Source organism: Nocardia sp. CDC160, from assembly GCF_035818795.1.
Classification (GTDB): Bacteria; Actinomycetota; Actinomycetes; order Mycobacteriales; family Mycobacteriaceae; genus Nocardia.
On sequence record NZ_JAYKYT010000002.1, the window covers coordinates 275,385 to 297,291 of the forward strand.

The window sequence follows — 21,907 nt, forward strand, 5'->3', positions numbered from 1 at the left end:
GACATCAGCACCGCCAAGGCGGCGTGGAACACCATGAACACGGTGGCACCGGTGGCAGCGGCCAGGTCCCGCAGGCCCGTCACGACGGCGGGCTCCACCGTGAAGCGATGGGTCGCACCGCGATGCGAGGCCACGGCCGGTCGCGGCCGGTCCGACGGCAGTTCCACGAGCTCGGGCAGGTCCCGCAATTGCTCTGTCCAGTAGCGGATTTGGCGCGCGAGCAGCGAGGCCGGTTCGGTTGCCGAGCCCAGCCGTTCCCGCTGCCACAGCGCGTAGTCGGCGTACTGCACCGGCAGGGTCGGCCAATCCGGTTGCCGTCCAAGACACCTGGCCGCGTACGCGGACGCCAGATCGCGCGCCAGCGGGGCCATGGAGAAGCCGTCGGCATTGATGTGGTGGATCACCATCACCAGGACGAACTCTTCGGCTCCGAGTGAAAGCAGTCGAGCGCGCAGTGGAATCTGTTCGGCCACATCGAAACCGGCCGATACCACCTCCGACACCGCACCCGCCAGATCCGTCTCCGCGACCGTGCGCGGCGTGAGGTCCACATTCACGGACGCCGGGAGATCGGCTTCCGCCACCACCGATTGGTAGGGCACACCATCGACGTCCGGGTATCGGGTCCGCAAGACCTCGTGCCGGACCAGCACATCCATGATCGCCGCCGCCAGCGCCGCGATATCCAGCGCGCCCGACAACCGCAGAACCAGCGGAATGCTGTAGGACGCCGAGTCCGGGGCGAAGCGGTTGACGAACCACATGCGCTGCTGCGCGAACGACAGCGGCACCCGCTCCGGCCGCGCCCACGGCCGCAGGCGTGGACCGTCATCGATCGCTCGATTCGCCTCCGTGCTCGGCCGATCCGCTTCGGCCAGCCGCGCCGCCAATTCCGTGACCACCGGGGCTTCGAAGACCTCGCGGACGCTCACGGGCATCCCGAGTCGATCCGCGAGCCGAGCGGCCACGCGCGTCGCCGACAGCGAATCGCCACCCAGCACGAAGAAGTCGTCCTCGGCACCCACGCGGTCCACGCCGAGCACCTCGGCAAAGGTCGCGGCCACCAATTCTTCCCGGGGCGTCGCCGGAGTCCGGTACTCGGCCCGGGTGATCACGGGCTCGGGCAGCGCGGCCTTGTCGAGCTTGCCGTTCATCGTCAGGGGCAGCGCATCCACGGCCATCACGGCATCGGGCACCATGAAGCCCGGCAGTCGTCGTCCCACCGCGCGCCGCAGCCGCGTCGGATCGAACGCGCGGCCCGGCGCGGCGACCACATAGGCCACCAGGCGGGTACCAGCACCGGTGTCGCGGGCCAGCACGACGGCGTGATCGATGCCGTCGAGCGCGCACAGGGCGGATTCGATCTCCCCGAGTTCGAGACGCTGTCCGCGCACCTTCACCTGGAAATCGGAGCGGCCCACGAACTCGAGCACCTCGGTACCGGATTCCTCGGCCCGCCACCGCACCAGGTCGCCGGTGCGATACAGCCGCTGCCCCGGCGCACCGAACGGATCCGCGACGAAGCGCGACGCCGTGAGTTCGGCACGTCCCCGATAGCCGCGCGCCACACCGGGACCCGACACGTACAGCTCGCCGACCACACCGACCGGCACCGGACGCAGCCAGGCATCCAGCACCAGCGCGGACATCCCGCCGATCACCGAACCCAGCGGAACCGGCTGGCCCGCAATCAATTCGCCGGTGGCCGTCACCCAGATGGTCGCCTCGGCCGGACCGTACAGGTTGTGCACCCGGCGGCGGCGCGCCGTATCGGTGGCCGCCCAGCGCGCGATGAGCGCGGGCGGGCAGGCCTCACCGGCGACGGTCAGGACTTCCAGATCATCCAGGCCGGTGGGATCCATGGCCGCGACCACGGTCGGCGTGAGGACGGCATGGCTGACCCGCTCGGTGCGCATGAGCTCGGCGAGTTGCGGCCCACCGTAGACGTCCGGCGGCGCGACGACCAGCGTCGCCGTGCCGGAAACCGCCAGCAGCAGTTCGAATATCGCCGCGTCGAAGGTGCGGGAGGCCACGGCGAGCACGCGGGACTCCCCACCCGTCGCGAACCGCCGCCGCTGCGCGCCGCAGACCCCGGCCAGCCCGGCATGGGTGACCTCGACGCCCTTCGGGTGTCCGGTCGAGCCGGAGGTGTAGACGACATACGCCGTACTCGCCGCGCGGACGGGGACAGCTTGGGCAGGGACACCGACCGTCGTCCCGGGCGAATCATCGACCAGGTCATCGAGATCCAGCCAGACAACGTCGTCCTGCGGCAGCGCTGCCGCATACCGGCCGGTGGTAATACCCACGCGCACAGCGGAATCGGTGCACATGAATCGATTGCGGTGGATCGGATGTCCGGGATCCAGCGAGACGAACGCCGCTCCGGTCTTGGCGATCGCCCAGACCGCCAGCACCCAGTCGAGCGAGCGCGACACCCCGATCGCCACCACGGATTCCGGGCCCGCCCCGCGCTGGATCAGGGACCGCGCCACCAGGTTCGAGCGCTCGTCGAGTTCCCGATAGGTGACGCGCCGCGCGCCGTCCACGACCGCACAGCCGTCCGGGTTCGCGGTCGCCGCGGCCGACAGAATCTCCGGCAGGGTCGTCCCGTCGGAGGGGCCGAAGGACTCCGAATCGAGTCCGTCGCCCCGGCCTCGGCTCAGGAGTCCCTGTCGTTCCTCCCCCGGCAGAGTTTCGATATCACGCACGGGCACAGTCGAATCGGTGATGATCGTGCGCAATACCCGTTCCAACCGCCGCGCGAAGGTCGCGACCGTCGCCGCATCCAGCACCTCGGGTTGGTATTGCAGTCGGATGCGCAGACCCTCGTGCACCGTGACGCTGCACGTCAGCGGATAGTGCGTGGAGTCCGTCGCCGTCACCCCGGCGACCCGCAGGTCCGCCTCGCCGGTGAGTCGCCGAATACCCTGCGCGTCAAGGGGATAGGACTCGAGCACCATGACGGTGTCGAAGAGGCGGTCGGTCCCGGTCAGCGCGTGGATATCGGGCAGCCCGAGATGCTGATGCTCGAGCAGAGCGGCCTGTTCGGACTGCAGGCGCGTCCACAGCCCGGCGGCGGTCTCGGCGGGGTCCAAGCGCACCCGGGTCGGGATCGTATTGATGAACAGGCCCACGGCGCGTTCGGCATCGGGCAGCTCGGCGGGGCGGCCGGAGACGGTGCCGCCGAACACGATATCGGTGCGACCGGTCAGCTGCGCCAGCATGATCGCCCACATCGATTGCAGCACGGTGTGCACGGTGACCCCGGCGGCGGCCGCGGCGGCCGCCAGCTCCCGCGCGACGGTGGGATCGACCATGATCCACTCCTCCGCCACCGCGCCGGTGACCGCCCGCTCGGTGGTGACCAGGGTGGGTTCGGCACCCGCCAGGGCCTGTGACCAGGCCGCCGATGCCGCGTCCCGATCGCGACTTGCCCGCCACGCCAGGAAGTCTCGGTACGACCCGGCCGCGGCCTCCGAGGGGTGACCGGTGGCGTAGTGGGTGAAGAGATCGCCGATCAGCAGCGGGTAGGACCAGCCATCCAGTATCACGTGGTGGTTGGTCAGGATGAGGGCCCAGTCGTCGGGGCCCACCTCGGCCACCGTCCAGCGCAGCAGTGGTGCCGCCGCCGGGTCGAAGCGGCGGGCCTTCACCTCGGCCGCGATATCGGCCACCGCGCGGTCGCCGTCCGCACTGTAGGTGAGATCGACTACCTGCCACGGCAGTTCGACGTCATCGCACACCACCGCGACACTCGCGCCACCACCGGTGACGGTGAAGGCGGTCCGCAGAATCGGATGCCGATCCAGCAGCGTACGAGCCGCCGCACGGAGCCGGTCGGCATCGAGAACCCCGGAAAGGCGCAGAACCAGCTGTGCGACATACGCATCCGCTTGACCGGCGTCGCCCAGTCCGCTGTGGAACAGCAGACCGGCCTGCAGCGGCGTTACCGGCCACATGTCCGTCAGCGACGGATACGCCCGGTCCAGTGCGGCGACCTCGGATCGGGTCAGATCCACCAGATCGAAGTCGGAGGGTGAATGCCCGCCCGCGCCAGGGGTTTCGGCGTAGTCGGCGATGGCCGTCAGGGCCTCGGCCCACAGCGCCGCCAGCTCGTCGACGTCCACGGCATCGAGCAGGGTGCGGGGGAATCGGAACCGGGCGCGCAGCCGATCCTCGATCACGATGGCGGTAACCTCGACCGCCAGCGTCACCGGCTGTCGGGGGTCCGGGTCGACGGTCAATTCGTCTGCCGCGCCGTCGATTCCGCTCAGGCGGGCATCGGCGTCGGAGATCCGGCCCAGATAGTTGAACCCGATCCGGCCCGGCATCCTATCCGGCAACGGCCCCGCCGTCTCCTCGTTCAGGTACCGCAACAACCCATAACCGATGCCCTTGTCCGGTATCGACCGCAGCGTCTCCTTCACCGACAGCACCACCGAGGCCACCGAACCTCCACCGGCGGCGGCGTTCTCGACATCGATTCCGGTCAGGTCGAATCGCACCGGGAACATCGAGGTGAACCAGCCCACCGTCCGCGACAGATCCGCACCGGGCACGACCTGCTCCTCGCGGCCGTGCCCTTCGAGCCGAACCAGCACGGTCGGCTCGTCGATGCCACGCCGGGCGCGCCACCGGTGCACCGCCACGGCCAGCCCGGCCAGCAGCCCGTCGCCGACCTCGCCGTGGAAGGCGGCGGGCACCCGGGACAGCACCGCGCGCGTAACCGGTTCCGGCAGCTCGATCTCCACCTGCTCGAGCGTGGCGGCCGTATCGACTTCGGGATCGAGTTCTCTTCCGCCCCACAGCGGATCGGAGCCGGTGACCATGGCCTGCCACAGCCCGAGTTCGCGCACACGATGCGGCTCGACGGCCGCCTCGACGAGCCCGTGCGCCCAGCGCCGCATCGAGGTGCCGACCGGCTCGAGCGTCGGGGTACGGCCCGCGACGATCTGTTCGAAGGCCGACAGCAGATCCGGGACCAGCACCCGCCACGACACCCCGTCGACCACGACGTGATGGGCCACTACCAGCAACCGGCCGGGCGCAGTGTCGAGCGTCTGCCAGACGAAGCGAACCATCACTCCGGCGAGTGGATCCAGCCGCGCGACAGCCGCATTCGCCAGCCTGCGGAAGTCGCTCCCGGAGGTGCAGCGCTCGAACAGCGCCGCCGCGTCGACCGAGCCCGGCGGGTCCACGATCAGCGACCACTCGCCGGTCTCGGTGTGCCGCAGACGCGAGCGCAGCATGTCGTGATGGTCCAGCAGCGCGCGCACCGCCGAGAGCACCTGCGCCTCGTCCAATCCGGCAGCCACCGGGACGACCATGTGCTGTTCGAAGTGTTCGAAACCGCTGCGCCAGTCCATCATCCATCGCGCAACCGGCGGCAGAGGCATTTCTCCGACGCCGCCGCCGGGCAGCTCCGCCACCCCCGCGCCCGTCTCGTCGACCAGGCGTGCGCGGCTCGCCAGCCGCGCCGGGGTGCGCTGCTCGAACACGTCGCGCGGTCCGAACACCACGCCCCGCGCGCGAGCCTTGGAGACGACCTGAATCGACACGATCGAATCACCGCCGAGCGCGAAGAAGTCGTCCTCGGCACCGACCTGATCGAGTCCGAGGACCTCGGCGAAGACCCCGGCCACGATCTCCTCGACCGCATTCGAGGGCGCGCGGAACTCCCGCACCGCGAACACGGGCTCCGGCAGGGCGCGCCGGTCGATCTTTCCGGTTGCGGTCAAGGGCAATTCGTCGAGCACCAGCACCACGTCCGGGACCATGTACGCGGGCAGCCGGGCCGCCGCGAAGTCCCGGATTCGCGCCGGATCGACCGCGCGGTCCTGGCCGACCGCCACATAGCCCACCAGCCGCGCACCGTCCTCGGGGGCGTGCACCACGACCACGGCCTGTTCGACGCCGTCCATCGCGCACAGCGCCGCCTCGATCTCGCCCAGCTCCAGCCGCTGGCCGCGCACCTTCACCTGGAAGTCCAAACGGCCCACGAATTCCAGTGCGCCCGAACCCGATTCGCCGATCACCCAGCGCACCAGGTCACCGGTTCGATACAGGCGCTCGCCCGGCGTCCCGAACGGGTCGGCCACGAATCGCGTAGCCGTGAGCCCGGCCCGATCCCGATAACCCCGCGCCACACCGGGACCCGACACATACAGCTCGCCCACGACACCCACGGGCACCGGACGCAACCAGGCATCCAGGACCGCGACACCCATGCCCGAGATCGGCCCGCCGATGCCAATGCGCCGGTGCGGCACCAATTCCGAGCCCGTGACCCAGATCGTGGCCTCGGCCGGACCGTACAGGTTGTGGACGCGCCGGATACCGGCGGCATCGGTCCCCGACCATCGGGCGACCAGCTGCGCCGAGCACCGGTCGCCACCGGTCAACAGCACACGCAGGCCGTCGAGCCCGTCTGGGTCCAGGGACGCCGCCACCGCCGGGGTGAGGAACGCGTGGCTCACGCGCCGGTCGCGCAACAACTCCCACAGCGGTTGTCCGCCATAGACATCCGGCGGTGCGACCACCAGCGCCGCACCACCCGACACCGCCAGCAGGAACTCCAGAATCGCCGCGTCGAAGGTGCGAGCGGCGACCGCGAGCACCCGGGACTCCGCGTCCACCGCACAGCGCCGCACGTGGTCCGCGAGCAGCGCCGCCAGCCCCGCGTGAGTGACCTCGACGCCCTTCGGGAGCCCGGTCGATCCCGAGGTGTAGACGACGTAGGCCGGATTTCCCGGCCGTACCGCACCGAGCCGTTCGGCATCGGAAACAGGTTGTGCGTCAATATCGGAAAGCTCGAGCTGTTCCAGATCGATGACCTCGGCCCCGAAATCGTCGGCAGCGCCGACCGTCAGCACGAAACGGGCACCGGAATCGCCGCACACGAACCGATTCCGCTCCACCGGATGGTCCGGATCCAGCGACAGGAACGCCGCCCCGGTCTTGGCGATGGCCCAGACCGCCGACACCCACTCCAGCGAGCGCGGCACCGCGATCGCCACCACCGATTCCGGACCGATCCCCAGCCCGATCAGGAACCGGGCCAGTCGATTCGACCGCTCGTCGAGTTCGCGATACGAAACGCGCCGCTCCCCGTCCAGGACCGCGTCGCCGTCCGGGTTGGCGGCCACGGCCGCGGCCAGCACACCGGGCAGTGTCACCACCGCGGGCCCGTCGAGTTCGCCGAGGCGGCCCCACTCGCGCACCAGCCGATTCCGCTCCGGCACCGTCAGGGTCTCGATATCCCGCACCAGAACGGTGGGATCGGCGGTGACGGTCCGCAAGACCTGCTGCAACCGACCGACCAGCGCCGCGACCGTACCCGGGTCGAAAAGGTCGGTGGCGTACCCGAGATCCACCGGAATCGCGCCGTCCCGGTCGGGCGCGTCGGTCAGCGTGAAGGTCAGATCGAAGCGCTCGATACCGGTCTCCGCGCCCGCGGCGGTGACCACCACGTCCGGCAGTTCGAGTCGAGCCTGATCGAGATTGTGGAAGGCCAGCATGACCTGGAACAGCGGATGATGGGCCTGACTGCGCGGCGGGTCGAGGGCCTCCACCACCTGTTCGAAGGGGGCATCGGCGTGGGCGAAGGCATCCAGGTCGACACTGCGCACATCGGAGAGCAGATCGGTGAAGGGCCGGGATTCGTCGACCTCGGTCCGCAGCACGACGGTATTGACGAACATGCCGATCAGCTCGTCCAATTCGGCCGCCCCACGCCCGGCCACCGGGGAGCCCACCGCGATATCCGAACTGCCGGACAGCCGCGACAGCACCACCGCGAGCGCCGCGTGGAAGACCATGAACACGGTCACGCCGCGCGCGTGCGCGAGCGCTTGCAGATCCCGCACCACCGGGGGCGGGATGACGAATCCGTGGGTCGCGCCCCGGTGTGAGGCCACCGGCGGGCGTGGTCGATCGGTGGGAAGCTCCAGGACCTCCGGCAGATCGGCCAATTGCCCGGCCCAGTATCGGAGTTGGCGCGCGTGCAGCGAGTCCGGGTCGTCGGCCGCACCCGCGAGCTCACGCTGCCACAGCGCGTAATCGGCGTACTGCACCGCCAGCGGCTGCCAGGTCGGTTGTCGCCCGGCGTGCCGGGCCGTGTAGGCGGCGGCCAGGTCCAGCGCCAGCGGCTTCATCGAGAACCCGTCGGCATTGATGTGGTGGACCACCAGGAGCAGGACGAAATCGGTGCTGCTCGTGGACAACAGACGCACCCGCAGCGGAACCCGCTCGGCCACATCGAAACCCGACGACACCACCGTGGAAATCGCGGCGGCCAAGTCGGATTCGGCCACCGTGGCAACGCTCAGGTCGAGATCCGCTGCCGCGTCCAGCTCTTCGACGGGCACCACGTCCTGGTACGGCACCCCGTCCGCGTCCGGATACCGGGTGCGCAAGACCTCGTGGCGCGCCAGCACATCCCACACCGCCGCGGTCAGGGCCGCGACATCCAGCGCACCGGAGAGCCGGATGACCATCGGAATGTTGTAGGCGATCGACTCCGGATCGAATCGGTTCACGAACCACATGCGCTGCTGCGCGAACGACAGCGGCACCCGATCCGGCCGCATCCGCGGTCGCAGCCGCGGCCCGTCCTCGGCGACCTGGGGATCGGACACCCGCGCGGCCAGCAGATCGGCCAGCGCACCCACCGCCGACGCCTCGAACACATCGCGCACGGTGACGGGCACGCCCACGCCGTCGGACAGCCGCGCCGACAGTCGCGTCGCCGAGAGCGAATTCCCGCCCAGGACGAAGAAGTCGTCGTCGATGCCGACCCGTTCGATGCCGAGCACCTCGGCGAAGACGGTGGCCACCACCTCCTGCACCGGGGTCGAGGGGGCGCGATAGGTGGCGCGGGACACCACGGGATCGGGCAGGGCCGCCTTGTCCACCTTGCCGTTCACCGTCAACGGCAGAGCGTCGAGGACCATCATCACGTCGGGCACCATGTAGGCGGGCAGTCGCTCGCTCAGGCGCTCACGCAGGACCGCGCCGAGAGCGGTTGGCGCACTCCAGCTCTCGCGCCGCTCCAGCAGCGCCGACCCGCTGTCGTCCGCGGCGGCGGCCGGGAGCGTGGTTCGAATGGCGTAGACGATGTGCAGGTCCGTGCCCACCACGTTCGGCGAGACGCGGGCCTCGGCGGTGAATCCGTGGTCGCCCAACAGGTTCTCGATGCGCGCCAACCGGTCGTCCACATCGTGGACCTCGATCACCATGCGATCGATGAGCGGCCAGTGGCGCGCCTCGATGCCGCGCAGGGCGTCGAGCTCGCTGCCCTCCACGTCGAGCTTGAGCAGATCGATGTGCTCGATGCCGTACTCGTCGATGATGTGCGACAGGGTGCGGATGGGGACCTCGACCTGCACGCAGTCCAGGCGTTCGGCGATCAGCTGGTCGACCAGTCGCTCTCCGAGATCCTGTGTCTCCGCGCTGTATTCGTGGTGGATGAACGATTCCAGAATGGCGTGCTGCTCGCGACTGTCGGTGCCGCGACCCGACAGCACCGACATCTCCGGGTAGTAGGTGAAGGTGTCGGTGGTGGCCTCCGCGCCGATCGCGTACGGCACCAGGGTGGCGTCCAGGCCGTGCAGGGCCGAATTGGCCGCGTACATGCGCCGCAGCTCGGGCATGGGCTCGACGGCGAAAAGCTTGACGCCCGGCGACTTTCGCTTGGCGTAGATCGAGAACATGCCGACGTGCGCACCGATATCGACGACGCAGCCGCGGTCGGGAATCGTCACGCCGCCGTGGCAGTATTCCTCGGTCTCGAAGATCTCCTCGTAGAGGAATTCGATATTCGAGCGGTTGCGGCCCACCACCGGCATGCCATTGGGCAATTCGTGCAGCTCCGCGGCCGCGATCGCGCCTTCGCGTTGCAGCTCCAGGCATGTGGCGGCCACCGGAGCGAAGTGCGCGTCGGGGACCAGGTAGGCGACCAGCTGGGTATCGGGCGACGCGTCGGGGGTGGCGGGTTCGGTGGTGTGGGTGGTGACGACCGCGCCCGCCACGCAATCCTGTGCGGCCAGTAGGGATTCGATCTCACCGAGCTCGATGCGATAGCCGCGGATCTTCACCTGTTCGTCGGCGCGGCCGAGGTATTCGAGCACGCCCGCCGCGGTCCAGCGGACCACGTCGCCGCTGCGGTAGAGGCGGCCGGTGGGTGCGAACGGGTCGGCGACGAAGCGGGACGCGGTCAGGCCCGGGCGGGCGAGATAGCCGCGGGCGACCTGGTTGCCCGCCACGTACAGCTCTCCCGCGACGCCGACCGGCACCGGCCGCAACCACGAATCGAGCACGTACACACGCAGGTTCGCCAGCGGCACACCGATGGGGCTCAGTCCCGGCTCACCGCCCCAGTGCCGCGGCGTGAGCGGCTGTTCGGTCACGTGCACCGTGGTCTCGGTAATGCCGTACATATTGATCATGCGCGGCGGGTCCGGGCGCTCGAGCAGCGGCCAGCGTTGCAATCGGGTGGGGTCCAGGGCCTCACCGCCGAAGACGACCATGCGCAGTCCGGGCGCGTCCGTGGCGGTGGCGCGGCGGGATTCGATCAAGGTGTAGAAGGCGGACGGGGTCTGGTTCAGAATCGTCACGCCCTGCTCGACGATGAGGTCCCACAGTTCGGCCGGTGCGTAGGCCACCTCGCGCGGCACCACCACCACGCGGCCGCCGTACAGCAGTGCGCCCCAGATCTCCCACACCGAGAAGTCGAAAGCCTGTGAATGGCACCAGGTCCAGACGTCGTCCGGCCCGAAGTGACACCACGGCAGGGTGCTTTGGAACAGCGAGACCGCGTTCGCGTGGGTTACCGCCACGCCCTTGGGTTTTCCGGTGGTGCCCGAGGTGTAGATGACGTAGGCGACATTGTCCGGGCGCGGCCACCGATGCGGATCGCTGGGCGGTTTGCCGTGGCCGTTCGAGTCCGAGAAATCGACGCGGATACGCGGCACGTCGCTGGCGGAGACGAGATCGGCGGTGGTCTCGTCCACGAGCACGAGGATGGGGGCGGCGTCGGCGAGGATGTAGCCGATCCGCTCGGGCGGTGACGTGGGATCCAACGGGACGTAGGCCGCACCGGTTTCGAGCGTGGCCAGCAACCCGGTGATCAGCGGGATGCCCTTCGGAAGCGCCAGGGCCACCAGGCTTTCCGGCCCGGCACCGCGTCCGGCGAGGACCGCCGCGAGGCGTTGCGCGTCGGCCGCGAGTTGCCGGTAGCTGATCTGCGCGGCCCCGTCCACGACGGCGATCGCCTCGGGTGTCGCGGCGACCTGCCGCCGGAACATCTCGATCAAGGTGGTGCCCGAGTCGATCGGCACCGGATGGTCGTTCCACTCGCGCAGCACGCACTCGCGTTCATCGGTCTCCAGCAGATCCAGCGCACGCAACGGTGTGTCGGGATCGGCGCACAACGCCCGCACGAACTCGTCGAAGAACCGCAGGAACCGATCATGGTGTCGCGCAAGCTCTTCCGGCGTGTACAGGTCGTGATTGGCGACGAAGTCGATGCGCGTGGCGGTGGTGCCCTCGGTCTCGCCCGCGCCCGTGTAGACGCTGACCGACACATCCGACACCAGTCCCGGCGTCAACACCTGCAACTGACCGGTGATCGAGCCCAGCCGCACCGTCGTCTCGAACATCATGATGTCCACGTACGGCCCGAACACCTGCGTCTGCGGCGTGAGGCGACCGATATCGCGGAACATGTCCTCCTGCCGGTACCGCTGCCTGCGCAATACCTCGATGAGCCGGTGCTGCGCGGCCGCCATGAGCTCGCCGACGGTGGCGCGCGGACCCATGGCGAGCCGGAAGGGCAAGGTATTGGCCAACATTCCGCCCGAGCGCAGGGCCGCGGGGGTGACGCGGGCGGAGACCGGCAGACTGAGCACGATGTCGTCACTGCCGGTCATGCGGGCCAGGAACAGGCCGAAGGCCGCCAGATACGGGACGGCGGGATTGGCCGAGGTCTCCTTGACCACCGCGGCGAGCCGGGCCGCGGTCTCCTGCGGCAGCACACCGCTCACCGAGATGGGGTGGCCGTCGGCCTGCGCGCTGCGCCCCGCCAGGCTCACGGGGGCGGGCAGGTGGTCCAGCTCCCGCTGCCAGAATTCGCGGTCGGTCGCGAAACGCGCCGAGGCGCGGTACTTCTCGTCGGCGGCGACGAGATCGGCCAGGCCCTGGATCTTCGCCTCCGGCGCGGGCCTGCCCTCGACGGCGGCGGTGTAGAGGTCGCCGACGCGGGACAGCAGGGTCATGGCGGCCAGGCCGTCCATGGCGATGTGATGCGCGCGCAGGTACCAGCACCAGCGTCGGTCCTCGATCCGGAGGACGGCCGTGGTGATGAGGCGGTCGCGCTGCAGATCGACGGGGCGGTTGTACTCCGCGCTCATCCATTCGTGCGCCGCCGCCAGGGGATCCGCCGCCGAACGCAGATCCAGGTACCGGGTCGGCTCGTCCAGGGGCCGGTCCACCACCTGCATGGGCCCGTGCTCGGTCTCGATCACCCGCAGCCGGGCGGCCCCGAACTCGCCCGCGACCCGCCAGAACGAGGCCATGAGCAGCTCGACATCCAGCTCGCCGCGCAGATCGATGTAGAGGGCATTGGTGATCGGGTTCGAGCCGGTCAGCTGTTGCGCGTACCAAATCCCCTGTTGCGCGGCCGATAATGGAAAAGGAACCGAACTGGGCCCGGTCAAATTCTGCTCCTGCGTCTCGAATGGACGATTCCTACTTCGACAGCGCCACCGTCTTCAGTTGTGCGAGGGTCTCGAGTCCGGCCAGCACCTCGGTATCGGGAATGCCGAAGTCGATCAGGCAGGCGATCTCGTCGACACCGATCTCCCGAAGCCGGGCGACCATGGCGGCCGCGGAATCCGGGGTGCCGAACAAGCCGTTGTTGCGGTAGTAGCGTTCGAAGGCGAAATCCAGGACCTTGGCTCGGGTCTTGGCGTCCAGGCTTTCCAACGCCTCCGAACCGCGCCGCCACAGGTCGACGGAGTCCTCGAGGTAGCTCTTGAACGGGCCTTCGACGGTCTTGCGCACCCGCGCGTCGTCACTGCCGACAAAGGTGTGCAGCATGACGGTGACGGTGCCCGCGTCGGCGTCGTGGCCGTGCTTCGCGCGCGCGGCGCGGTAGGCGGCCAGCTTGTCGGCCAGCTCGCTCACCTCTTGAAACAGCAAGGCGGTCAAGATGTTCACGCCCAGCGCACCGGCCATCTCGAACCGCTCGATGCCACCGCTACAGGTCAGCCAGGTCGGCAGGCTCGGCTGGACCGGGGCCGGGAATATCCGGACCGCGCGCTCCTCCCCCGCGCCTGTGCGCAACGAGACCGACTCCCCGCGCCACAGCTGTTGCACGGTGTCGATTCCGGCACGGGTGATCTCGACCCGGTCGGCGTAATTGTCGGGCGCGAGCACGAAATCGTCGGCGTTCCAACCGGTGGCGAAGGCGAGATCGACGCGGCCGTGCGAGAGATTGTCGACGACCGACCAATCCTCGGCCACGCGAATCGGATTGTGCAGCGGCAGCACCACACTGCCCGCCCGAATCCGCACCCGCTCGGTAATGGCGGCCAGTGCCGCGCCGAGCACCGACGGGTTCGGATACAGGCCGCCGAACTTGTGGAAATGCCGCTCCGGCAACCACATTGCGCGAAAGCCGTGCGTGTCGGCGAAGCGCGCGCTGTCCAGCAGCAGGCGATAGCGGCCCTCGGACGCCTGCTGCGCGTCGCTGGAGAAGAACAGCAGGCTGAAGTCGATCTCGCCGCGCTCCGGACGGTCCTCGCCCCGGGAGCCCGGCCCGGTCGACTCGGGCACATGACCGTTTCCGCCGCGCGCGGCGGCCATCTCGGCCACATCGGCCAGGCTCAGGCCGTCGAAGATGTCCTCGGCGGTGATCTCGGTGTCGAACCGCTCCTCGAGAATGGTCATCAGTTCCGCGGCCTTGACCGAATCCAGCCCCAGCGAAGTCAGCGGCAGCCGTGGATCGACGGTATCCCGCTCCAGCCGGTCGGCGGCCCACTCCACGAAGAAGTCCAGCACCGTGGCGGTCTCGGGCGGGGTACTCATAGCACGCTCTCCTCGAATGCCGTTGCCGATGAATAGGTTTCCCGAAGGCGTCGCCGCTGGATCTTGCCGCTGGTGGTCTTGGGCACCTCACCCTTGCCGACGAAGATCACGCGGTACACGCTCAGCCCGTGCTCGCGACTGACCACGGCGCGAATCGAATCCTCCAGCGCCGCGGTGTCTTCCGGTCGCTCCGGATCGAGCTCCTGGACGACCAGCACGCGCTCCTGACCGTCGATCTCCGCCGCGAACACCGCGCAGCCGCCGGGACGCACCGTGGGGTGGTTCGAGACGATGGTGCGCTCGATGTCCTGCGGAAAGATATTGCGGCCGTGCACGATCATCAGTTCCTTGATGCGGCCGGAGATGTAGAGCTCACCGTCGCAGACGAAGCCGAGGTCACCGGTCCGCAGGTAGGGCGTCTCGTCCTCGCCCTCGATCGTGGCCCCGAAACCGCGGGCGGTCTCGGCCGGTTTCTGCCAGTACCCGGCGGTGATGCTCGGCCCGGTCAGCCAGATCTCACCGATGAAATTGTCGGCGCAGCGGGTCCGCCGCTCGCGATCCACCACGGCCACACCCGGTCCCACGGATCCGACGCTGATCAGTTCCCGCCCAACCGGTTTCGGGATGGCGACGCCGCTCTCCAGATCCTCCGCGGAGAAGTACCGCGACCGCGCACCGGCACCGAGATCCGCGCCATTGACATAGAGGGTGGACTCGGCCAGCCCGTACATGGGCGTGAAACTGCGTGCGCGGAAACCGCTCACCGCGAACGCATCCGCGAAACTCCGCAGCGTCCGCGGATCGACCGGTTCGGCTCCGACGAAGGCGATGTCCCAGCCGCTCAGATCCAAGGCCGCGGCCTCGACCGGTGACACGCGCTTGGCGCAGAGTCCGTAGGCGAGATTGGGGCCGCCCGCCACCACGTGGTCGCATTCGGAAATGGCGCGCAGCCAGCTCAGCGGATGACGCAGAAAGGTCATGGGCGAGAGCAGGGTACTGGGGAATCCGACGAACATCGGCAGTAGCGCACCCTGGATCAAACCCATGTCATGGTAGGGCGGCAGCCACGAGACGATCGAATTCCTCGGGGTGAGTTCATATTTCGCCTGCAGCACACCGAGGTTCTCGATCAGGTTCCGATGCCGGACCATGACGCCCTTGGGCAACCCGGTCGATCCCGAGGTGTATTGCAGGAAGGCCAGATCCTCCGGTTCGGGGGCCGAGCCCGGGAAGGGCTCGAATCCCAGGCCTTGCCCGGCGTTGTCGCAGTCGATGATCCGAATGTCGCCGCCGAGCTGCTCGCTCTCGATCGGCACCGTGGCCAGGGGCGCGATGACCGCCGCCGCGCCGCTGTCGTGCAGAATGGCCCGCAGCGTGGCGATCTGCCGCTCCGACATCGGAAGATGAACCGGCACTGCGATTCTGCGCGTGGTCAGACAGGCGAAGAAGGCGCACACGAAATCCGCACCGGGCGGGCACAATAGCGCGACCCGGTCGCCGACGGTGGTCTCCTCGATGATTCGTTCGGCCAGCCCGGCCACCCGGTCCCACACGCGCTGATAATCGAAAACGTCCTTGTTCTCTTTCTGGTTCGCGAAGGTGTAGGCCGGTCGGTGCGGGGTTTCGAGCACTCGCGCCGACAGAATGTCGACCAGGGTGCGGGCGTTGGGGTCCCGTCGGCCCTGCGAGTTCCTTCGCAATCTCTGCATATACGCCCGGCTCCAATCGGATCAAGACGAAAGAGCAGCGGAAAGAACAGTCCAGGCCCCATCTTGGCGGCTGAATGCGGACTCGGCAACATTCCCGCATCTCATCGCGTGTCGGCGGTGCGGGCCACCGTGGCCCAGGGCATCATCGGTGCCGGTCGATCTGCACACCCCGCCGCCCGCGATGGGAGTCCGGATGTCGAGCACTGCCACCGATGTTCTCGAACGCGAAGACCGCAGCGTCCCCGAAACTACGAGCAGACCACGGTGGAAACCCTTGACGCGGATCGCATTCCGCTTCAGTGTGGCCTACCTCGGCCTGCTGTGCATGCTGTTCGCCCAGATCGTGTTGGTCTTCGCCGGGCCGCTGTTCCCCCGGCTGGCGGCCCACGCGGTCGGCGGGCAGATGGACGGGCTCGACGATTTCGTGCGGACGGTCAGCACCCACGTCTTCGGGACCGAGGTCGCGCCGCTGCGCAAGTCTTACAGCGGCGATCAGGCGCCGCTGTGGGTGCTGATCTTCTGTGTGTTCACCGCGGCGGTGGTCATTACGGTGGTGTGGTCGATCCTGGATCGCCGACGTGGCTCCTACGTCCGGCTGCACGCCTGGTTCCTGACCTTCATTCGGCTCTGCCTGGGCGGGCAGATGCTGCTCTACGGCACCGCCAAGCTGATTCCGCTGCAGATGCCGCGGCCCACGCTGATCACCCTGCTCCAGCCCTACGGCGATTTCAGCCCGACGGCGGTGCTGTGGAATCAGGTCGGGTCCGCGCCGGTGTACGAAATGCTGTTGGGCACAGCGGAAGTGCTCGGCGGACTGCTGCTGTTCGTTCCGCGCACCGCGACGGTGGGCGCGATGCTGAGCCTGATCAGCCTGCTGCAGGTGTTCGTGCTGAACATGACCTTCGACGTGCCGGTCAAGCTGCTGTCGTTCCATCTCGTGCTCATGTGCCTGTTCGTGCTGGCGCCGCAGGCCCGGCGGCTCGCGAATCTGCTTGTGCTGGAGCGGCCTTCCGCACCGGTGACACAGCCGCCGCTGTTCCGGGGTGGCCGCGCCAACGGGCTCATCGGCCTCGCCTGCGCGGCGCTGGGCATCTGGGTGTTGGTGGGGGCCGTGCAGATGGCGCTGGAGGGTTATCGGGTCCAGGGCGACGGCGTCGCGGAGCCGCCGCTGTACGGGATCTGGGAGGTCACCGACTTCACCCTGGACGGGAAGGCGCTGCCGCCGCTCACCACCGATGAGAACCGTTGGCGACGCCTGGTTTTCGATACCCGCAAGGCAGCGGTGCAGAAGATGGACGACTCGATGGTGCCCGCCGTCGCGTCGGTGGACATCGAAGCGGGCACCGTCACCCTGTCCAGTCCGCCGCAGACCGAGACCGCCCCGCCGAGTGGGCTGCCGTCGTTCAGCTACACCCTCGCCTACCAGCGGGCCGCGACGGACCGACTGACCCTGCACGGCGACCTGGACGGCCGCCCGGTGGAAGTGGCGCTGCGCCAGGTGAATCCCGACTCGTTCCCGCTGCGCGGGCGGGCCTTCCATTGGGTCCAGGAGTATCCGAATACCGGCAAGCTGATTCGCTGAGGCGGGTCGAGCTCAGCGCAGGGTGGCCTTGTGCCGGTGCTCGTCATAGGGCACGAGGTCATCCACCCGGCCGTTGCGGAGCAGGTCGACGAAGTCGGGGTTCGCCAGGACCGCGCGCCCGACCGCGGCGATATCGAACTCGCCGCGCTCGAATCGGCGCAGCAGCGGCCCCAGCGTGTCGGCCGCCTCGGCCTCGTCGCCGCGCTTGGCCAGCCCGATCGAGCCGACAATGATCGCGGGCCGACCGGTCACCGTCTTGGTCCAGCCCGCCAGGCTCAATTGCCCACGGGGCCCGCCGGTCTCGGGGAATCCGGGTTCGTCGAAGCGGCGGGTGGACGGGTGGAACGCGGCCACCCCCGCCTCCGCCAGCGGGCGCAGCAGCGCCTCGAGTTCGGCGGGCGTCTCGGCGAGGCGATCATCGTAGCGATCGAGTCGCCACTGGGAGAATCGGTAGGTGATCGGCACGGTGGGCCCGAGTTCGGCCCGGACCGCCGCCACCAGTTCCGCGCCGAAGCCCGACGTGGCGGGCAACAGCCCGTGCGCCGCATGGATTTCCACCCCGTCGAAGCCCGCGACGCGCGCCTGCCGCGCGGCCTCCACGTACCCGGCGACCGTGCGCTCGCTCTCCACCGGACGCGACCCGCCCGTCTCCTCCCGCATCAACTGCGCGAAGATCGGCACCCGCTCGGCGTGCACGGCGTCGACGATCCGTTTCCAGGCCGCCACGGCCCCCGGGTCCCGAATGCCCGCGACCCCCGACCCCGCCGGGCCGTCGCCGATGGAAATGCCCTCGCTGATGATGAGTCCGGCCCCGCCCGCGGCCCGCCGCCGATAGAAGGCACCCAGTTCCGGGGCGGGGATCCCGCGTCGCGCGGCGTACCGCGACAGCGGGGCCATGGCGAAGCGATTGCGTACCGCCACCGTGCCGATGGCCGACGGCGTGAACAGGGCCGAGAGATCGAGATCCGCATCGAGCGCGTTCCGCATGCCGCCCCACTCCCGTTTCCGATGTGGTTCCAGCCGTCCAGTACTACGCCGTTCGTAGTCTAAGCACACCGGTGGCCGGGACGGGTTCACGCCTCGCGCAGGGTGGTGTTTATGCCTCGCGCACGGTGGTATGGCCGAATGTGACCTTGGCTGAGAATGTGGCGCGGAAGTTGATCGGAGCCCATCTCGTCGCCGGTGAGATGACACCCGGGCACGAGATCGCCCTTCGAATCGACCAGACCCTGACCCAGGACGCGACCGGGACGCTGGTGATGCAAGAGCTCGAGGCGCTCGGGCTGGATCACGCGCGGACCGAGGTGAGCGTCCAGTACGTCGATCACAATCTGCTGCAGACCGACGAGAAGAACGCCGAGGACCACGAGTATCTGCGGACCGCGGCCCAGCGATTCGGGCTGTGGTTCTCCAAACCCGGCAATGGCGTCTCGCATCCGACGCACATGCAGCGCTTCGGGGTGCCGGGCAAGACGCTGGCCGGGTCGGATTCGCATACGCCCGCGGCCGGATCGCTGGGCATGCTGGCCATCGGGGTGGGCGGGTTGGAAGTGGCCCTGGCGATCGCGGGGCAGCCGCTGCGTTTGGTCATGCCCGAGATCTGGGGTATCCGCCTGGAAGGTGAACTGCCGCAGTGGTGTTCGGCCAAAGACGTGATCCTCGAAATGCTGCGGCGCTACGACGTGAGCGGCGGCGTGCACCGGATCATCGAGTATCACGGGCCCGGATTGGCGGGCCTGTCGGCCATGGATCGGCATGTGATCGCCAATATGGGAGCCGAATTGGGGGCGACCACCACGGTGTTCCCCAGCGACGCGGCCGTGCGCGAGTTTCTGCGGGCGGAAGGACGCGAATCCGATTGGGTGGAACTGACCGCCGACCCGGATGCCAGCTACGACATCGAGGACACCATCGATCTGTCGACCCTCGAGCCGCTCATCGCCAAGCCGTCCTCGCCCGGCGACGTGGTGCCGGTCCGGGAGGTCGCGGGCACCGATATCGCCCAGGTGGTGATCGGGTCCAGCGCCAATCCGGGACTGCGCGACTTCGCCATGGCGGCGGCCATGGTGTCGGGGCGGCAGACGGTGCCGCAGGTCAGCTTCGATATCAATCCGACCTCGCGGGAGATTCTGACCGATCTGACGCTCATGGGTGCCACCGCCGAGCTGGTGGCCGCCGGGGCGCGCATCCATCAGGCCGGATGTATGGGGTGCATCGGCATGGGTCAGGCACCGGCGACCAGACGCAACTCGCTGCGCACCATGCCGCGCAACTTCCCCGGGCGCTCGGGGACCAAGGAGGACGCGGTCTGGCTGTGTTCACCGGAGACCGCGGCCGCCTCCGCGCTGACCGGGGTGATCACCGACCCGCGCGAGTGGGCACGCGACGTACACCTGGACTATCCGAAACTGGCGCTACCGCAGCAGCATTCGGTCAATACCGCGATGTTCGCCGCTCCCCTGCCGCCCGAGGAAGCGATGCGGGTGCGGCCGGTGAAGGGACCGAACATCTCCAGCCTGCCGACCTCCACACCGCTGCCCGATCGAATCCAGGCCCCGGTCCTGCTGAAGGTCGGTGACAATGTCTCCACCGACGACATCTCCCCCGCCGGAGCCCGCGCCCTGCCCTTCCGCTCCAATATTCCGGAGCTGGCGAAGTTCAGCTTCGCGCGGATCGACGAGTCGTATTGGCAACGGGCACAGCGGGTCACGGACTCCGGGCATGTGATCGTCGGCGGCGAGAACTACGGCCAGGGCTCCTCCCGCGAGCACGCCGCCATCGCACCGGCCTACCTCGGTCTGCGCATCGTGGTGGCCAAATCCTTCGCCCGCATCCACTGGCAGAACCTGGCCAATTTCGGTGTGCTGGCCCTCGAATTCGAGGATCCGGCCGACTACGACGCCATCGACCAGGAGGATGTGCTCTCGGTCGAGGACCTGCGCGAGACACTCCCGCGCAAGACAGCCTTGCCGGTGCGCAATCTGACGAAGGACTCCACTTTCACTGTCCGCCACCGCCTTTCACCACGCCAGGTCCAAGACGTTCTGGCCGGTGGTCTGATTCCTCGCCTGGCCGAACGTCATCCGTGAGAATTTTCGTCACCGGTCGCAGCGTGAGGCACAGCGGTATCGCCGCGACCAGGACGATGGCCTCGATGCGGTATAGCACGTGCACGGCATCGAGCAGGTGGCGGCCGTGCGCGGAGACGACGGCGGCGAGGATGGCGATGCCCAGCGCCCCGCCGAGCTGGCGGACGGTGAAGTTCATGCCCAGTCCGGCGGCGTAGCGGTCCTCCGGAATGGCCGCGGAGGCCGCGATTCCCAAGGCGGCGAAGGCGAATCCGATACCGAGCCCGATGACGGCGGCCGCCGGTGCCCAGACCGTCCACAGGCGATCGGTCGCGGTGAGGGCGTTGGTGCCCAGCACGGCCGCACCGGCCCCGAAGAGGGTCGCGCCCAGGGCCGAGAGGCGGCCCGCGTTCTCGACGGTGCCGACCTTGCCGACCAGCACCGAGCTGACCATGGCGGCCACGGCGGCGATGGTGAGCACCAGGGATGCCTTGATCACCGAGTAGTGCCACACCGTGGACAGGAAGATCGGGCCCATGAGCATGTGCGCGAACAACGCCAACCCGATGACCGCCGACGCGGCGCTGGTGCGGGCGAACAGGCCGACGCGCCACAGCCCGAGATCCACGGCGGGGCTGCGGTGTTCGCGCGCCCGCACCATGCCCAGCCCCAGCAGCACCGCACCGCCGATCAGGAGCGCGAGGGTCAGCGGCGAGGTCCAACCCCAATCCTGGCCGCGGGTGATGGCGGCCACCAGCGATCCGATGGCGGTCGCGAACACGATGGTGCCCAAGACATCCGGCAGCGGTGCCCTGGTCTCGGGCCGATCCATCGGGATGAGCCGGACGACCGCCGCCAGCAGGATCAGTCCGATCGGAATATTGATGGCGAAGATGGCCCGCCAGCCGAACTGATCGACCAGAAGACCGCCGAGTACCGGACCCAGGACCGCCCCGAGCCCGTTGGTGGCCGTCCAGGTGCCGATGGCCCCGGCGCGCTTGTCCGGTTCGACCGCGCCGAGCAACAGCCCGATGGACGCGGGCACGACCACCGCCGCCGAAACCCCTTGCAGCAGCCGGGCCGCGATGAGCAGTGCGGCGGTCGGCGCGGCCGCGCAGGCCAGCGAGGTGAGGACGAACGCGCCCAGGCCGACGAGGAACAGCCGTCCCCGGCCGATCACGTCCGCCAGCCGCCCGGCCGGGGCCAGGCAGGCGGCGAAGGTGACGCCGTACCCGCTCACCACCCAGGTGAGCACCGATTCCCGAGTGCCAGCGAAGGATCCGGCAATGCTCGGGAAGGCGATGTTCACCACCGACACATCGAGAAACGTGAGGAACGACGCCGCGCACACGACCGGTAGGACGGCCCCCGATCCGACGGTCGGCGACGGATGTCGGCCGCGTTCAGGCGGCGGCCGATGTCTCATCCTGGGAAGTGCCGATCGGCGACGAATTGTCGCC

Annotated in this window: 7 protein-coding genes (1 of these 7 running past the window's edge); 2 read left to right on the forward strand and 5 right to left on the reverse strand. The window is 68.9% G+C overall.

Going from position 1 to position 21,907, the window contains the following annotated elements; all coding sequences use genetic code 11:
* The 3 genes in view from VMT40_RS08695 to VMT40_RS08705 are tightly spaced (at most 31 nt apart) and all read right to left on the reverse strand, a layout consistent with a single transcriptional unit that may run on beyond the window.
* Positions 1 to 12,716: the 5' portion of a non-ribosomal peptide synthase/polyketide synthase gene (locus tag VMT40_RS08695; RefSeq protein WP_326357474.1), read on the reverse strand. It extends 15,631 nt beyond the left edge of the window; the window shows 12,716 of its 28,347 coding nt (coding positions 1-12,716); its start codon is at positions 12,714 to 12,716; the stop codon falls past the left edge of the window.
* Between the two features lie 31 nt (positions 12,717 to 12,747).
* Positions 12,748 to 14,088: a MupA/Atu3671 family FMN-dependent luciferase-like monooxygenase gene (locus VMT40_RS08700; protein WP_326357475.1), complete on the reverse strand. Its 1,341-nt coding sequence runs from the start codon at positions 14,086 to 14,088 to the stop codon at positions 12,748 to 12,750.
* The gene (locus VMT40_RS08705) at positions 14,085 to 15,797 is read right to left on the reverse strand and encodes a fatty acyl-AMP ligase (RefSeq protein ID WP_326357476.1); all 1,713 of its coding nucleotides are present in this window, start codon (positions 15,795 to 15,797) and stop codon (positions 14,085 to 14,087) included. Before VMT40_RS08705 ends, VMT40_RS08700 begins: the two co-directional genes overlap by 4 nt.
* A 274-nt stretch (positions 15,798 to 16,071) precedes the next feature.
* On the opposite strand from VMT40_RS08705, the gene VMT40_RS08710 reads away from it, so the two are divergent.
* Positions 16,072 to 17,379 (forward strand): DoxX family protein, encoded by a 1,308-nt coding sequence (locus VMT40_RS08710; RefSeq protein ID WP_326357477.1) that lies wholly within the window; start codon positions 16,072 to 16,074, stop codon positions 17,377 to 17,379.
* A 12-nt stretch (positions 17,380 to 17,391) separates the two neighbouring features.
* Here VMT40_RS08710 and VMT40_RS08715 read toward each other — a convergent pair whose 3' ends face one another.
* The gene (locus VMT40_RS08715; RefSeq protein ID WP_326357478.1) at positions 17,392 to 18,366 is read right to left on the reverse strand and encodes an oxidoreductase; all 975 of its coding nucleotides are present in this window, start codon (positions 18,364 to 18,366) and stop codon (positions 17,392 to 17,394) included.
* Between the two features lie 146 nt (positions 18,367 to 18,512).
* Between VMT40_RS08715 and VMT40_RS08720 the strand changes: the two genes are divergently transcribed.
* Entirely contained in the window at positions 18,513 to 20,468 is a 1,956-nt protein-coding gene (locus tag VMT40_RS08720) for an aconitate hydratase (RefSeq protein ID WP_326358537.1), read from the forward strand.
* Here VMT40_RS08720 and VMT40_RS08725 read toward each other — a convergent pair.
* Positions 20,380 to 21,873, reverse strand: coding sequence for an MFS transporter (locus tag VMT40_RS08725; protein WP_326357479.1), 1,494 nt, complete (start codon positions 21,871 to 21,873; stop codon positions 20,380 to 20,382). The two genes, VMT40_RS08720 and VMT40_RS08725, sit on opposite strands and share 89 nt — an antisense overlap.
* Positions 21,874 to 21,907 lie beyond the last annotated feature (34 nt).

Excerpts from the sequence above, each read along its gene's own strand:
- VMT40_RS08725 (WP_326357479.1), bottom strand. The coding sequence starts at position 21,873 with ATGAGACATCGGCCGCCGCCTGAACGCGGCCGACATCCGTCGCCGACC.
- VMT40_RS08715 (WP_326357478.1), bottom strand. The coding sequence starts at position 18,366 with ATGCGGAACGCGCTCGATGCGGATCTCGATCTCTCGGCCCTGTTCACG.
- VMT40_RS08700 (WP_326357475.1), bottom strand. The coding sequence starts at position 14,088 with ATGAGTACCCCGCCCGAGACCGCCACGGTGCTGGACTTCTTCGTGGAG.
- VMT40_RS08705 (WP_326357476.1), bottom strand. The coding sequence starts at position 15,797 with ATGCAGAGATTGCGAAGGAACTCGCAGGGCCGACGGGACCCCAACGCC.